Source organism: Rhodoferax sp. ZS1R8 (genome assembly GCF_056521325.1).
Window position 1 is genome coordinate 1061851 of the sequence record NZ_JBWMBA010000001.1, and the last position, 15396, is coordinate 1077246.

11 protein-coding genes are annotated in these 15396 nt (G+C 61.1%); 8 read left to right on the forward strand and 3 right to left on the reverse strand.

Features of this window, described 5'->3' with window-relative positions; genetic code table 11:
* The first annotated feature begins 81 nt into the window (after positions 1 to 81).
* The 5 genes from AC097P_RS04960 to AC097P_RS04980 all read left to right on the forward strand — a co-directional run bounded on the left by AC097P_RS04960 (position 82) and on the right by AC097P_RS04980 (position 9729).
* Entirely contained in the window at positions 82 to 3729 is a 3648-nt protein-coding gene (locus AC097P_RS04960; protein ID WP_479609244.1) for an indolepyruvate ferredoxin oxidoreductase family protein, read from the forward strand.
* Between the two features lie 140 nt (positions 3730 to 3869).
* Entirely contained in the window at positions 3870 to 4202 is a 333-nt protein-coding gene (yajC, locus tag AC097P_RS04965) for a preprotein translocase subunit YajC (protein ID WP_479609245.1), read from the forward strand.
* 60 nt (positions 4203 to 4262) lie between these two features.
* A complete protein-coding gene (gene secD / locus AC097P_RS04970; RefSeq protein ID WP_479609246.1) occupies positions 4263 to 6122 on the forward strand; it encodes a protein translocase subunit SecD in 1860 nt (619 codons plus the stop codon).
* 14 nt (positions 6123 to 6136) lie between these two features.
* Positions 6137 to 7090 carry a protein translocase subunit SecF gene (secF, locus tag AC097P_RS04975; protein WP_479609247.1) on the forward strand — a complete coding sequence of 318 codons (954 nt, stop codon included), beginning with the start codon at positions 6137 to 6139 and terminating at the stop codon, positions 7088 to 7090.
* Positions 7091 to 7104: 14 nt separating this feature from the next.
* Positions 7105 to 9729: a DUF1631 family protein gene (locus AC097P_RS04980; protein WP_479609248.1), complete on the forward strand. Its 2625-nt coding sequence runs from the start codon at positions 7105 to 7107 to the stop codon at positions 9727 to 9729.
* Positions 9730 to 9841: 112 nt separating this feature from the next.
* Here the strand turns inward: AC097P_RS04980 and AC097P_RS04985 are convergent, their stop codons facing one another.
* The 3 genes from AC097P_RS04985 to AC097P_RS04995 all read right to left on the reverse strand — a co-directional run bounded on the left by AC097P_RS04985 (position 9842) and on the right by AC097P_RS04995 (position 12912).
* A complete protein-coding gene (locus tag AC097P_RS04985) occupies positions 9842 to 10345 on the reverse strand; it encodes a Smg family protein (RefSeq protein WP_479609249.1) in 504 nt (167 codons plus the stop codon).
* A 107-nt stretch (positions 10346 to 10452) separates the two neighbouring features.
* Positions 10453 to 11613, reverse strand: coding sequence for a DNA-processing protein DprA (dprA, locus tag AC097P_RS04990; RefSeq protein WP_479609250.1), 1161 nt, complete (start codon positions 11611 to 11613; stop codon positions 10453 to 10455).
* Positions 11614 to 11673: 60 nt separating this feature from the next.
* Complete coding sequence (locus AC097P_RS04995) at positions 11674 to 12912, reverse strand: LysM peptidoglycan-binding domain-containing protein (RefSeq protein ID WP_479609251.1); 1239 nt, start codon at positions 12910 to 12912, stop codon at positions 11674 to 11676.
* Positions 12913 to 13103: 191 nt separating this feature from the next.
* Here AC097P_RS04995 and def point away from each other — a divergent pair, with 191 nt between their 5' ends.
* The 3 genes from def to AC097P_RS05010 are packed head-to-tail and all read left to right on the forward strand — an operon-like array spanning position 13104 to position 15395.
* Positions 13104 to 13610, forward strand: a complete 507-nt coding sequence (gene def / locus AC097P_RS05000; RefSeq protein WP_479609252.1) for a peptide deformylase — start codon at positions 13104 to 13106, stop codon at positions 13608 to 13610.
* 28 nt (positions 13611 to 13638) lie between these two features.
* Entirely contained in the window at positions 13639 to 14631 is a 993-nt protein-coding gene (fmt, locus tag AC097P_RS05005) for a methionyl-tRNA formyltransferase (RefSeq protein ID WP_479609253.1), read from the forward strand.
* A 14-nt stretch (positions 14632 to 14645) separates the two neighbouring features.
* Positions 14646 to 15395, forward strand: coding sequence for an AzlC family ABC transporter permease (locus AC097P_RS05010; RefSeq protein WP_479609254.1), 750 nt, complete (start codon positions 14646 to 14648; stop codon positions 15393 to 15395).
* Position 15396: the final 1 nt, after the last annotated feature.

Consider the following 15396-nt stretch of genomic DNA (forward strand, 5'->3'; position numbering starts at 1 on the left):
AGGCCTCGCGGACCAGTTTGAACTGTGCCAGCGAGTCCCCTTGCGCCAGCCACCACACCGCCAGCCCGGAGACAAACCGCCATGAACGCACCGCTACCCGAACACGTCCGCAAGGCCCTGGAAACCGTCACGCTAGACGACAAATATTCCCTGGATTACGGCCATGCCTTCATGAGTGGTGTGCAGGCCCTGGTCAAGCTGCCCATGCTGCAGCGTGTGCGCGACCTGGCAGTCGGCAAGAACACAGCCGGTTTCATCAGCGGCTACCGCGGTTCGCCACTGGGTACGTATGACCAGTCGCTGGTAAAGGCCGAGAAGTATCTGAAGGCGCACCATGTGGTGTTCCAGCCCGGCGTCAACGAAGAGCTGGCCGCCACCGCGCTGTGGGGCACACAGCAACTGGGCTTTGCACCCAAGGGCAGCAACAAGTACGACGGCGTGTTTGGCATCTGGTACGGCAAGGGCCCGGGTGTGGACCGTTGCTCTGATGTGTTCAAACACGCCAATATGGCGGGAACCACCGAGTGGGGTGGTGTGATTGCGGTGGCCGGTGATGACCATATTTCCAAAAGCTCCACCGCCGCGCACCAGAGCGACCACATCTTCAAGGCCTGCGGCACGCCGGTGTTTTTCCCCGCCAATGTGCAGGAGATTCTGGACCTGGGCATCCATGCTTTTGCGCTAAGCCGCTTCTCGGGCGTCTGGACCGGCATGAAGACCATCCAGGAGATTGTCGAATCCAGCGCCACGGCCATGATCGATCCGGACCGTGTGCAGATCAAGATTCCTACCGATTTCGTGATTCCCAACGGCGGCCTGCACATCCGCTGGCCCGACCATGCGCTGGAGCAGGAAGCCCGCCTGTTTGATTACAAGTGGTACGCCGCGCTGGCCTATATCCGCGCCAACCGCCTGAACTACAACGTCATTGAAGGACCGAACGACCGCTTTGGCCTGATCGCCAGCGGCAAGGCCTACAACGACACACGCCAGGCCCTGCTGGACCTGGGGCTGGACGACGCGACTTGCCGGCGCATCGGCATCCGCCTGCACAAGGTCGGCGTGGTGTGGCCGCTGGAAGCGCAGTTGACCCGCGAATTCGCCACCGGCCTGCAAGAGATTCTGGTCGTTGAGGAAAAACGCCAGGTCATCGAATACCAGTTGAAGGAAGGCCTGTACAACTGGCGCGCCGACGTGCGCCCCCGCGTGCTGGGCAAGTTCAACGAGATGGAGTCCGATGGCTCCGGTTTTGGCAGCGGTGGAGAGTGGGGCATGCCCAACCCCAGCGACAACACGTTGTTGCGTGCCAATGCCGATTTGTCGCCCGCCATCATCGCGCGCGCCATTGCCAAGCGCATCAAGATGATGGGTGTGGACGCCGACACTGCCGCCCGCATCGACGCACAACTCGCCATCCTGAGCGCCAAGGAAAGCGCCATGCATGTGCTGGAGGTGAACCGCGCCAAGGCCGACATCAAGCTGACCGACCGCCAGCCCTGGTTCTGCTCCGGCTGCCCGCACAACACCAGCACCCAGGTGCCGGAAGGCTCGCGCGCCATGGCAGGCATTGGCTGCCACTTCATGACGATATGGATGGACCGCGCCACCGTGGGCTTTACGCAAATGGGCGGCGAGGGCGTGCCATGGGTGGGCCAGCAGCCGTTCAGCCATGACCAGCACATGTTCGCCAACCTGGGTGATGGCACCTACTTCCACAGCGGGCTGCTGGCGGTGCGCCAGAGCATCGCCGCGGGTGTCAACATCACCTACAAGATTCTGTACAACGACGCGGTCGCCATGACCGGCGGCCAGCAGGTCGGTGAACGTGCCGAAGGCCATTCCGTGGTGCAGATTGCGCAGAGCATGCGGGCCGAAGGTGCCATCAAGATCGTGGTCGTGACTGACGAGCCCGAGAAGTACGACGGCGTCGAGTTGGCGCAGGGCGTAACCGTGCACCACCGCGACTTGCTGGACGACATCCAGAAAGAGTTCCGCGAGATCAAGGGCACAACCGTCATCATCTACGACCAGACCTGCGCCACCGAAAAACGCCGTCGCCGCAAGCGGGGCACGATGGTCGACCCGGCCAAGCGCGTGGTCATCAACGAGCTGGTGTGTGAAGGCTGTGGCGACTGTGGTGCCAAGAGCAATTGCGTCAGTGTGGAGCCACTGGAAACCGAGTTTGGTCGCAAGCGCCAGATCAACCAGAGCACCTGCAACAAGGACATCAGCTGCGTCAAGGGCTTCTGCCCCAGCTTCATCACCGTCGAGGGCGGCAGCCTGCGCAAGAAGTCCAAGAGCAAGTCTGCGGTTGCGACCGATGTGGCCACTTTGCCGGTGCCGCGCATTCCCCAACTGAGCGCTGCCATGCATGCAGCAGATGGCAGCGCCAGCGGCGGTGCCTGGGGCATCATCGTGGCCGGCGTCGGTGGTACCGGCGTCATCACCATCGGCCAACTGCTGGGCGTGGCCGCGCATCTGGAAGGCAAGGGTATCGTCACGCAGGACGCCGGTGGTCTGGCCCAGAAGGGCGGTGCCACCTGGAGCCATGTGCTGATCGCTGCCTCGCAAGACGACATCCGCACCACGCGTGTCAGCATGGCATCGGCCGATCTGGTCATTGGCTGTGATCCCATCGTCGTGGCCGGCAAGGAAACCACGATGCGCATGCGCCAGGGCCGCACCCACGTGGCGCTGAATTCGCACAGCGCACCGACCGCGGCCTTCGTCAACAACCCCAACTGGGCCAACCCCGGGCAGGACTGCCTGGCGGAGATCGCCAATGCCGTGGGCGAAGAAGGTGTCGGCGCGTTTGATGCCGACGCCATGGCCACCCATTTCCTGGGCGACAGCATTTACACCAACCCCATCATGCTGGGCTACGCCTGGCAAAAGGGCTGGATCCCGCTGGAACATGCCTCGTTGATGCGGGCGATCGAACTCAATGGCGTGGCCATCGAGAACAACAAGACCGCCTTCGCCTGGGGCCGTCAGGCCGCGCTGGATTGGCCGGCCGTGCAAAAGCTGCTGAACCCGGGTCAGGTCATCGCCTTCACGCCGCGGACCGCACAGTCGGTGGACGAGCTGGTGGCCAAGCGGGTCGAGTTCTTGACCGGGTACCAGAACGCGGCCTACGCGGCCAGCTATGCCAGCTTTGTCGATACCGTGCGTAAAGCCGAATCAGCCATTGCGCCCGCGTCAGACGCAGCCAAGCGCGAAGCCCTGCCGCTGACGCAGGCCGTGGCCCGCTATTTGTTCAAGGTCATGGCCTACAAGGACGAGTACGAAGTAGCGCGCCTGCACACCGATAAAACCTTCCTGGCCAAGGTGAACGCCCAGTTTGAAGGCGACTTCAAGCTGAATTACCACTTGGCACCGCCGCTGTTGGCCAAGACAAACGCAGCCGGTGAACTGCAAAAGCGCAGCTACGGCCAATGGATGCAAAGCGCGTTTCGTCTGCTGGCGCCGCTGAAGGTGTTGCGCGGTGGTCCGCTGGACATCTTTGGCTACACCGAAGAACGCCGTCACGAGCGCGCGCTGGTGCAGGAGTACAAGGATGCGGTGCAGGGCCTGTTGCCGAAGCTCAGCGCTGATAACCGGGACGCGGCGGTGGCCTTCGCCCGCCTGCCGGAGCAGATCCGCGGCTATGGCCACGTGAAAGCCCGCCATCTGGCGGCTGCGCGTCAGCAGTGGTCGGTGTTATTGGAGCGGTTTCACCGGCCCGCTTGAATGGTGTGGGGATTAGTTGTGGCCCAAAAAGGCAGCATTTGACCCCGCCCGACTACAATCAAGGGTTGTCCATACATTTGGTTGCCACCTCTTTTGGGGTAGCCCGCTTTTTCTTGTCTCTTGTTTTGTGGAGTTAGCCTGTGTTTATTTCCTCTGCTTTTGCCCAAACTGCTCCCGCTGCTGCTGCCGGGGGTGACATGCAGTCGTCGCTGATGGGCATGCTGCCGCTGGTTTTGATGTTTGTGGTCCTTTACTTTGTGATGATCCGCCCCCAGATGAAGAAGCAGAAGGAACACCGCGCGATGATCGAGGCGGTTGCCAAGGGTGACGAAGTGGTGACTGCCGGTGGCGTGTTGGGCAAGATCAGCAAGATTGGCGACAACTACTTGGGGCTGGAAGTGGCCAGCGGCGTAGAAATCCAGATCCAGCGCAGCGCGGTGGTCCAGGTTCTGCCCAAGGGCTCTATCAAGTAAGTGTTAGCTTTCGAAGCTTTTCTCTATCTACTATTTACCTCTCTAGACTGACGCGCGATCATGAACCGTTACCCGGTGTGGAAATACGCGATCATTGTGATCGCACTGTTGGTGGGCGGCCTGTTTGCGCTGCCAAATGTGTTTGGTGAGTCCCCGGCCGTCCAGGTGTCGGCTGCCAAGGCGTCGACCAAGCTTGATGCGGTGGTATTGACCCGTATCGAAGAGGCGTTGAAGACGGCTGGCATTGCCGCTGAGGTGGTGACTCTGGAGGGCGCGTCCATCCGGGCGCGCTTCCCAAGCACTGATGTGCAACTCAAGGCCAAAGACGCCATCCAAAAGGCGCTGAACCCGGTGGGTTCAGATCCTGTTTACGTCGTAGCCTTAAATTTGTTGTCGAGGTCCCCGGCATGGTTGACATCGTTGCACGCATCGCCCATGTATTTGGGGCTGGATTTGCGGGGCGGCGTGCACTTCATGCTCCAAGTTGACATGCCGGCGGCACTGTCCAAGCGGGCCGAGTCCCTGGCAGGTGATATTCGCACCACATTTCGCGAAAAGAACGTGCGGCATGGAGGTATCAGCCGTAACGGGCAAACCATAGAGATACGTTTCCGTGACACGGCAACCGCAGAGACGGCCCGGCGCATCATCCAGGACCAGTTCAAGGATCTGACGACGGTTGAGACCACGGAAGGTACCGATGTGAAGATGGTCGCCAGTATTCAACTCGTGGCGGCGCGTGAGGTGCAGGAGCAGGCGCTGAAACAAAACATCACCACGCTGCACAACCGTATCAATGAACTGGGCGTTGCCGAGCCAGTCATCCAGCAGCAGGGGCTGGACCGCATTGTTGTGCAGCTGCCGGGCGTGCAAGATACTGCCAAGGCAAAGGACATCCTGGGCCGCACCGCTACTTTAGAAGTGCGCATGGTGGATGAAAGCAGTGAAGCCCAGACAGGGATCGTGCCTTTTGGCAGCGAGAAATACCTGGAGCGCGACGGCAAGCCAGTGGTCGTCAAGAAGCAAGTCATCCTTACGGGTGACAGGCTCAACGGCGCGAAGTCCACGTTTGACCAGAACCAGCGACCTGCCGTCAGCATTGATCTCGATAGCGTAGGTGGACGCGTCATGCGAGACCTGACGCGCCAGAACGTTGGCAAGCTGATGGCGATTATTCTGTTTGAGCGGGGCAAGGGCGAGGCGATTTCGGTGGCGCGTATTCAGGGCGAATTTGGCAGCAGCTTCCAAATCACCGGAAACTTCACGTCAGAAGAAACAAACTCGCTATCGTTACTGTTGCGTGCGGGCGCCTTAGCCGCTCCCATGGAAATTATTGAAGAGCGCACGATTGGCCCAAGCCTCGGCGCAGAAAATATCGCCAAAGGCTTCAACAGTGTGACCTGGGGCTTTGCTGCGGTGGCTGTATTCATGTGCATCTATTACATGCTGTTTGGCGTGATCTCCAGCGTTGCGTTGGCCCTCAACCTGTTGCTGCTGGTGGCCGTGCTGTCGATGTTGCAGGCTACGTTGACATTACCCGGTATGGCCGCGATGGCGCTGGTGTTGGGTATGGCGATTGACGCCAACGTGCTGATTAACGAGCGGGTGCGCGAGGAATTGCGGGGCGGCGCCTCGCCGCAGGCGGCCATCCACGCCGGTTATGACCGCGCCTGGGCGACCATCATCGACTCCAACGTCACGACGCTGATCGCGGGCGTGGCCCTGTTGACGTTTGGCTCCGGCCCGGTACGAGGCTTCGCGGTGGTGCACTGCCTGGGTATCCTGACCAGCATGTTCTCGGGGGTCTTCTTCTCCCGGGGCGTGGTAAATTTGTGGTACGGTCGGCAGAAGAAATTAAAAAATGTGTCCATTGGGACGGTTTGGCGGCCTGATTCCGGCAATCAGGTCACGACAAACTAAAGGGATTCGGTAGCATGGAATTTTTCAAAATCCGCCGCGACATTCCGTTCATGCGGAATGCGCTGGTGTTTAACCTGGTCTCGCTGATTACTTTTTTGGCGGCCGTCTTCTTCCTTTTTTCGCGCGGTTTGCATTTGTCGGTGGAATTCACCGGCGGTACGCTGATGGAAGTCAGCTATTCGCAGGCCGTGGACATCAATGCCGTTCGCGACAAGGTTGCAGCCCTGGGTATCCAGGACGTTCAAGTCCAGAACTTTGGCACCGCGCAAGATATCCTGATCCGTATGCCAGTGCAAAAGGGCAGTACTTCGGGGGCGCAAAGCGAACGGGTGCTGGAATCCCTGAAGGCGGCCGATGCCAGCGCGACATTGCGCCGCACCGAGTTCGTGGGGCCGCAAGTCGGCGGTGAACTGGCGGCCGATGGCCTCAAGGCGCTGGCCTTCGTGATCGCCGGCATCATGCTGTACTTGGCCATCCGCTTTGAGTGGAAGTTTGCCGTGGCAGCCATCATTGCCAACTTGCACGATGTGATCATCATTCTGGGATTTTTCGCTTTCTTCCAGTGGGAGTTTTCGCTGCCGGTTCTGGCTGCGGTACTTGCCGTGCTGGGGTACTCGGTCAACGAGTCGGTTGTGATCTTTGACCGAATCCGCGAGAATTTCCGTCGCTTCCGAAAGATGAACACCCAGCAGGTCATCGACAACGCGATCACGTCGACCATCAGCCGCACCATCATCACGCACGGTTGTACGCAGCTGATGGTGCTGTCTATGCTCCTGTTTGGCGGCGCCACGCTGCACTACTTTGCGCTGGCGCTGACCATTGGCATCTTGTTCGGCATCTATTCCTCGGTATTCGTTGCCGCCGCTATTGCCATGTGGCTGGGCATCCAGCGTGAAGACCTGATCAAGGCTCCGATCAAGAAAGAAGGAGATCCTGCGGACCCTAATGCGGGCGCTACGGTCTGAGCATTTGCTGATTTATGGCCATCGCACCCCGTTCGTCCAACCTCTCCCCCCGGCAGCAGTTCGCCCGGGCGTTGCGTGAGCGTTTTCTGGGCGAAGCCGGTCAGGCCATGACCGAAATTGGTGGTGCTGTGCTTGAGCAGATCACCACCCTGATGGATGCTCCGTCCAACGCGCGCGAGAGCCAGGAGCGTCGCGACGTCTGGATGGCCTACAAGACCTGCAGGCCCTTGTGGCTGGAAGGTACGATGAAGGTCTGGCGCGAGGGCCTGGACCCTCCCGGAAAGAAGAAATCCGCCAGCTCCGAGGTCATGGGCCTGCAACTGGTGGGCACCGAGGTTGTAGAGAACAAGATCCTGGCGTCGCGCATGGTCATGGCCGTCATGGAGAAGGTCAGCTCCCAGCTGGAAGACCTGAAGCTGCGCATGCAGTACCTGGAAGACACCGAAGAATTAGCCACCAATGACGTGCTGCGGCCGGAAGTCCTGGTGCTCTTGATGGTCGAGCAGTGGGCCAACGCGGGCATGCCCGGCGACTCTTGGGCCATGGTCAATGAAGTGGTGCAGAAGTTGCTGATCGAGCGACTCACTGCCGCCTATGCCAGTGCCAATGATCTGTTGATCAAAAAGGGCGTGATGCCCACGATCGAGCTCAAGGACCGCGTCAAGGGTCCTTCCCGCGGAGCGGGTGCGCGTCAGCCGGCGCGTTCACAACCCCCTGCTGTGCAGGGCAAGCCGCAAGCGCCAGCTGAAGGTAGCGGAAACAGCGGCCAAGGGGATTTTGGGCAGGGCGGCAACTATGGCGGGGGTTACCCCCAAAGTGGTGGCTACGGACAGGGAGGCCCGTCCGGGCAATCCTCGGGCTCGCAGGGCGGCAACCAGGGTCATGCTGGTCGCCGTCCCGATGCCGATGGCGCTGGACAGCAGCAGCGATCGGGCGGTGGATTTTTTGGTGGGCGACTCGGTTGGGGCGCCCGCACACCCGACAACGGTGCGGGAGGTGTGGAGCCGACCTCCGGTCCTGGCCCGTCGTCTTCGTCTTCCCCCACCCCATTCTGGAAGCAGTCGTCCGGCATGCAGAACAGCATGGGTCAGGGGCATTCTGCGGCGGATGAAACGCGCATGATGACGGCCAATTCGCCGATGGCGCGGGCCCGCAACCGAGCCCAGGGGGTGATTGGCCAGATCCGGCGTCTGTTCGTCAGCCAAGCTGGCGGCGACTTTACCGGTACCGCCCACCACCATGCACCGGCGCCCGCGTTGGCTGCGGCCCTGGTGCCAAGGCAGCCCGGCCAAGCCGGTGGCTATGCGGCGGGCGGCACACTATATGAAGATTACAGTCCGGCAGGTGTGGCCCGTGTCGCGGATGACCTGCGGGAAAAAACGGTTGAGCTGAAAAAGAAGGCCGAGACCAAGGGCGAAAAGGCGACGATTGAGATCGTGGCATTGATGTTCCAGGCCATTTTGGCCGAAGAGCGTATCCCACCGGGTATCCGGGTCTGGTTTGCCCGGCTGCAGATGCCCGTGTTGCGCATGGCGCTGGAAGACCCCGACTTTCTGGGCACCACGTCGCACCCGGCCCGTCTGCTGATCGACCGCATGGGTTCGGTGGTGATGGGCTTTGATTCGGCAGGGGTCCAGGGCAATGCCATGGAGCTTGAAGTCAAGCGCATCGTCCAGGTCATCGAGCAATACCCGGAGACCGGTAAGAAGGTCTACCAGGTGGTTTATGAGGAATTCCAGAAATTCCTGTCTAAGTTCTTGACCGAAAAAGGCACCACACAGAAGGTAGTCAGCGTGGCGCAGCAGGTGGAACAAAAAGAAACCCTGGCCATTCAGTACACGATTGAGATGCGCAACATGCTCAAGGACATACCAGTGCGCGACGAGATTCGTGAGTACCTGTTCAAGGTCTGGGCTGAGGTGCTAGCAGTGGCCGCTGTGCGCAAGGGACCTCAGCACAAGGACACCCTGCTACTCAAGAAATCGGCCACCGATCTGGTATGGGCTGCCAGTGCCAAGCCCAACCGCGCAGACCGTGCACGCGTAATCCAGGACCTGCCGAATTTGCTGTTGCGCCTGCGCTCCGGCATGACGCTGCTGGCCATGGCACCGTCCGAGCAGGATGTTCACATCAAGACCGTCAGCGACACGCTGGCCGATGCCTTCCTGTCCAAGACGCAGGCCATTCCCCAGGCCAAGATCGATGCCATGGCCAACCGGCTGGGCAATCTGGAAGACTTTGTGTCGGAGGACGGGCTGGGTGACTTACCGCTGGACGCCGAAAGCATAGAGATGATGCTAGGCATTGATGCATCGGCCATCGAAGTTGTGGGCAATGGTGGCTCCAAGCCCAGCGCTGCCATGCTGGCCTGGGCACAGGAACTGCAGTTGGGCTCTTGGTACACGCTGGACCACAACAACCAGATCACCCAGGTGCAATTTGCATGGCGCAGTGACCGCAAGCACCTGAACTTGTTTGCGTCCAGTTCGGGCAAAAGCTATTTGATACAGGGCGGCCGCCTGGCCGCCTACCTGCAGGCCGGTCTGTTGTTGCCGCAGGAAGAGGAAACGTTGACGGTACGCGCCACGCGCGACGCCTTGTCCAAGATCGAAGCGAACCCTGAGCGGCTGATGGCTTGACGTCCGAAAGCGTGGTTAGAGGGAACAACTCGCCGCCCGGCTGCCCCAAGGCGAGTTAGCCCCCTCAGGGGGCAGCGACCCGCGCAGCGGCAGAGCGTGGGGGCAACAGAATTTAGTGCGCTACGCGCAACGCATTCCCGTCGTCGCATAGCTCATCCAGCACCAGCGCATCGGGTTCCTGCCCAAAACTCCAGTACACCATCAGGATGATGATCTTTAGGTCATCCAGTGCCACCGGCACACCCGGGGCTGCCATGGCCCGTTCGATAACCACTTCCCGCATAGACGCGGGCAGCACGCCGGCGGATTCCAGAAAACTGATAAACCCCAGGCATTCGGAACCCAGGTGAATTTGCTCTGCCGCCGGGTAGATGCGCACGCTGGTCGAGCAGGGCTCGCGCAGCCAAGGCTCGGGCGTTGGCATTTGTGGGGTCTCGCCAACGAACCCGTTGGAGCCCCGCGCAGCGGTGTTAAGGCCGTTGAGCCAGTTCAGCGCGTCCGAAATTTCTTCCGAATCAAACCCTACCGCGTTGAGCTTGCGCTCCAGGTGGGCTGGTTCGGGGCAGCTGTCACCTGCGTAGTAGTTTTCATAAACGAAGACAAGTACTTCAAACATGGTCCCAATATAGCGCAGAAAATCGCGACAGTCTGTGCGGATCGGACTTTCCCTGCTTTTTCGCGTTTAGGGGTGCGATGGGCCGCAGGAGGCTTAGGTGCAGGGATTCAGGCCAGAGCGCTACGCTGAAACAGTCCACCGGGCAGCCGGGCTACCAGGCCGTGGATTTCCAGCTCCATCAGCCGAGCCTGCAGGCGCGGCGTGTCCAGTCCGGTGCGGGCCAGCAGCGCGTCAAGCCCTATCGGATCGAATCCCAGAGCGTCCAGCAAGGGGTCGTCGGTGGCGTCCTCCCCGCCGTGCATAGCTGCAGAGCTGTCTACCGCTGCGTTCGAATCGGCGCGGCGCGGCGTTGCGGCCGGCATCTCTTCCAGCACGTCCTGCGCGCTTTCCACTAGCTTGGCGCCCTGCTTGATCAGCGCGTGGCACCCGCGTGCCTGTGTGGAGTGGATCGAGCCGGGTATGGCAAACACCTCCTTGCCCTGCTCGGAAGCCAGTCGTGCGGTGATCAGCGAACCCGACTGCAGCGCCGCCTCCACAACCAACGTACCGCTGGACAGGCCAGCGATGATGCGGTTGCGCCGCGGAAAATTGGCCGACAGGGGTGGTGTACCCAAGGGGTATTCGCTGAGCATGACACCGCGCTGGGCGATGCGGTGTGCAAGGTCCCGGTGTTGGCGGGGGTAGACCCGGTCCAGCCCGGTGCCCACTACGGCGATGGTTGCAAGTTGCTCTTCAGGCGCACCGGCAAGGGCGCCTTCGTGTGCAGCACCGTCAACGCCCAAAGCCAGACCCGACACGATCGTCAAACCGGCTTGCGCTAGCGCCTGCGAAAACTGGCGGGCATTGGTTGCGCCCTGCGGCGTTGGGTTGCGGCTGCCCACGACCGCCAGGCTGTGCGCCATGCTGCTTGCCAGACCGCCACGGTCCCACACGCCCGGCGACCCCATCGCGTATAGCAACAGCGGTGGATCTTCCATATTCAGCAGCGATTGGGGATAAGCGGCATCACCCAGGGCGAGCACCCGGTGTGCGTCCGGCTTGGCACCCAGCCAGGTCCATGTGGTATCCAGCAACTCCGACCATTCGGCGGGTGTCTGCTTCAACGCGGTGCTTTGTCCTGCACTTACGACTTGCTCCAGTGCCGAAATGGACGCATCGAAGATGTGTTGGGGTAAGCCGAAGGCGGTCAGCAGCTTGCGCGCACTGGCATTGCCCACGCCAGGTGTCAGTTGCAGCCGCAGCCAAGCGGCGAGTTCGGCGTGTTCCATTACAGGGCTGCAGACCAGGCGGACACCGTGTCCAGTGCCGCGCCTGTTCAAGCTGTTTGGTCAGTTGTTACTGTTGCGGGGGTTGACCAGGCGGTCACCCACCCGCACGCCGTCGGTGATTTCCAAAATCAGTGCGTACGAGAGGCGCTCGAACGTGCGGAACACCATCAGCAAGCCGTTGCGTTCGTCGGGCAACTTCATCGGTGTGCGGTTGCCATCCGTCTTGTCGACGAGGCGAGCGCCGTCTTTCAGTATGGCCAGCACGGTGCCGGTGTCCATGCCATCCGCCGTGCCCTTGTTGATGGCAACCACCTGGTTTTGTCCGGCGTTGACCACTGCGTTACCGTAGACCGACACGATACGGCCTTCCATCTGTTCCGGGGGCGCATGGGGCGTGTAGGTCTGCAGCTGGCGCGGTGGCTCGGGAATCAAACGGTCGCCAACGCGCATTTCTTCCTTGGCGGTGATGATGTCGATGGTCGCTGGCACCACGGCCTGGGTGGTTTTGCCCTTGCCGTCTTCGGCGTCGGTACTGCCTTCACTGCGGGCCAACACGGCCTTGCCGACATAGTGGGCCTCGTAGCCCAGTATTTCACCGGTGCCCGGGTCTTTCAGCGGGGTGGCGTTGCGGAATACGCGGAAGTACTGGTCCTTGGGCTGGTCGTCCAGCAGCGGTGTACCCTCCGGCCCGCGGGCATAGACGCGGTCACCGCCGGTGATTAGCACACGGCTGTCCTGAGCGGCCACGATCCGCGGTGCCGACCGCAGGCCGGCTTCGTCAACGATGATGGGCTCGGCCAAGAAGGCCTCAATGACGCTGGACCGCAATGTCGGCAGGGCCAGGTCGGACAGCATTTCATAGCGTGTACGGGGCTCTACCTTTACCGTAGGCGGGTCGGTTTGTTCGCCGCCTTCCAGGCGCAGGGTGGCCAGTCCGTTCTTGCGTTCCAAGACCAAAACCTGGCCCGGATAAATGCGGTGCGGATTTTTGATCTGGTCGATGTTCATGCCCCACAACTCTGGCCAGCGCCAGGGGCTCTTCAGGTACAGGCGGGAAATCGCCCACAGCGTGTCCCCTGACTTGATCGTGTAGCGCTCAGGCGCATTGGCGGCGAGTTCGCTCAAAGGCACGCCTTTTTGGGCGACGGCCTTGGCGGTGTCCTTCTGCGCGGCCGTGATGGGGTAGTTTTGCGCCCATCCTGGGGCGCCCACCAAGGCACTGGCCAGTGTGGTCAGCGCAGCCAGCTTGGCGAACTTAGCGATGGCCATGGTCGATTCGCCTTTTAGGTGTGTCGTCATAAGGTGCTGCATTTCCAGAGAAGAACTTGATAAGTTACGCGCGATTTTGCGCTCAAGCCCTTGATTCGGCAACGTTTTTAGCCAACTCGCGGTGCGCAAAGGCCCAAAAGTGGCGAAAATAGCCACATTCCCGAAAACTTGCGGGACAGACTGCAGTGCGTAAGCGCGCGGCTCTGTCGCCAACCGATCATATGTTGCTGCCAATACTTTGCTACCCCGACCCCAAACTGCTCAAAATCGCCAAACCGGTGGCCTCCGTCGATGAGCGCATCAAGACCTTGGTTGCCAACATGCTGGAGACCATGTACGACGCAAAAGGCATAGGCCTGGCGGCCACCCAGGTCGATGTGCATGAGCGCGTCATCGTTATCGACATCTCCGAGGAGCGCGACGAGCCTGTGGTCTTGATCAACCCCGAACTGGTGTGGACCAGCCCTGAGACCCACCTCAACGAAGAGGGCTGCCTGTCGGTGCCCGGCATTTACGATGGCGTGCAGCGCTTCGATGCCGTGCATGTGCGCGCGCAGGACCTTACCGGCACTGTCCGCGTCATAGAAGCCGATGAACTGCTGGCCGTCTGCATACAGCACGAGATGGACCATTTGATGGGCAAGGTGTTTGTCGAATATCTGTCGCCGCTCAAGCGCAACCGCATCAAGACCAAGATGATCAAGGCCCAACGCGAGGAGGCCAAATGAGGGTTTGCCCGTCCAGCGGGAGCCCGCATTGAGGGTCATCTTTGCAGGCACGCCGGAGTTTGCCCGCGTAGCATTGGAGCGTCTGCATGCCAGCGGCCACACCATCGACTTGGTGTTAAGCCAGCCGGATCGGCCCGCTGGCCGCGGCATGAAGCTGCAAGCCTCCGCCGTCAAGCAGTTCGCCGTGGAGCACGGCATACCTGTCGCCCAACCGCGCAGCTTGCGGTTGGATGGCAAGTACCCTGAGGATGCCGCCGCAGCCCGCCAAGCGATTGCCGATGCGCAAGCGGACGTGATGGTGGTGGCCGCCTACGGCCTGATTCTTCCGCAGTGGGTCCTCGATGATTTGGCTGTCCAAAACAAGCTCGGTTGCCTCAACATCCATGGCTCTTTATTGCCCCGTTGGCGCGGCGCAGCACCCATACACCGTGCGATTGAAGCCGGCGACACCGAAACCGGAGTGACAATCATGCAAATGGACGCCGGTCTTGACACTGGCGACATGTTGCTGGTCAACAGCATGGACATCCTGCCCACCGACACCACCGCATCCCTGCACGACCGCATGGCGGCCCTGGGGGGTGATCTGATCGTCATGGCGTTGGACATGGCCGCTGCCGGGCGTCTGGAGCCGGTGCCGCAGCCAGCGGCCGGCATCACCTACGCCCACAAGATCGAGAAGCACGAGGCCGCCATCGACTGGCGCCAGGACGCCGCGTGCATTGTCCGGCGGGTGCGGGCCTTCAACCCCTTTCCTGGCGCTACGGCCATGCTGAATGGTGAGGTGATCAAGGTCTGGGGTGCACTGCAGGCCGATGGCGGCACAGACCAAGAACCCGGAACCATTCTGGCTGCAGCCCCCGCGGGTATTGAAGTTGCTGCTATGCAAACGATAGTGAGGCTGACTGAACTGCAACGCCCCGGCGGTAAGCGCTTGGCCGTGGCAGACTTTCTGCGCGGCTTTGACGTGCAGGCCGGCATGCGGTTTGACTTGCTACCCGTGCCCGTAGTAGGCGCTTAGCAACACCTTTAACCATGCTGCTGCGCCGCCAAAGCTTCAACCACCCCGAGTTCCGCCAGGGCGTAGCCGACATGATGGGCGTGGCTACCGGCATTGCCGCCTGGGGCCTGATGACTGGTGTTGCCATGGTCAAGTCCGGCATGAGCACGGCCGAGGCGCTCTTGATGGCCGCTATCGTATTTGCCGGCAGTTCACAGCTGGCCGCCATTCCGCTGATTTTGGCTGGCGCGCCCATCTGGGTGGTGCTGGCCACAGCCCTGTGTGTGAACCTGCGCTTTGTCGTGTTCAGCGTGCACATGCGGGCCTATGTGATGCATTTGCCGCTGCGTGACCGCCTCTTGGCCGGGTACCTGACTGGCGACCTGACCTATGTGCTGTTCGTCAAGCGCTTCCACCATCCTGGCGTCACAGAAGACGAGCGCCTGGGCCAGATGGCCTATCTGGTCGGCAACGGTGGCCTGAACTGGATCAGCTGGACTTCGTTCAGCATCTTGGGGGTGGTGCTGGCCAATGCGATACCGGCCCAATGGGGGCTGGGTTTTGCCGGCATTCTGGCGCTGCTTGGCATGCTGTGTTCGCTGGCGTCGACGAGGCTACGGTGGATATCGGCCGCGGTGGCGGGGTCGGCGGCTGTAGCGGCCTTTGCGCTGCCGCTGAAGCTCAATATTTTGACGGCAATTGCGGCATCCGTCGTGGTCTGCCTGCTGCTGGAAAAGACGGCCTTGTACCAACAACATGCAGCACCAACTGGTGGAGGTCACTGAG

What these genes read in the sequence shown, in the direction of transcription:
- AC097P_RS04985 (WP_479609249.1), bottom strand. Translation starts at nt 10,345, where the DNA reads ATGTTTGAAGTACTTGTCTTCGTTTATGAAAACTACTACGCAGGTGAC.
- AC097P_RS04960 (WP_479609244.1), top strand. Translation starts at nt 82, where the DNA reads ATGAACGCACCGCTACCCGAACACGTCCGCAAGGCCCTGGAAACCGTC.
- AC097P_RS04995 (WP_479609251.1), bottom strand. Translation starts at nt 12,912, where the DNA reads ATGACGACACACCTAAAAGGCGAATCGACCATGGCCATCGCTAAGTTC.
- secD (WP_479609246.1), top strand. Translation starts at nt 4,263, where the DNA reads ATGAACCGTTACCCGGTGTGGAAATACGCGATCATTGTGATCGCACTG.
- dprA (WP_479609250.1), bottom strand. Translation starts at nt 11,613, where the DNA reads ATGGAACACGCCGAACTCGCCGCTTGGCTGCGGCTGCAACTGACACCT.
- secF (WP_479609247.1), top strand. Translation starts at nt 6,137, where the DNA reads ATGGAATTTTTCAAAATCCGCCGCGACATTCCGTTCATGCGGAATGCG.
- def (WP_479609252.1), top strand. Translation starts at nt 13,104, where the DNA reads ATGTTGCTGCCAATACTTTGCTACCCCGACCCCAAACTGCTCAAAATC.
- AC097P_RS05010 (WP_479609254.1), top strand. Translation starts at nt 14,646, where the DNA reads ATGCTGCTGCGCCGCCAAAGCTTCAACCACCCCGAGTTCCGCCAGGGC.
- AC097P_RS04980 (WP_479609248.1), top strand. Translation starts at nt 7,105, where the DNA reads ATGGCCATCGCACCCCGTTCGTCCAACCTCTCCCCCCGGCAGCAGTTC.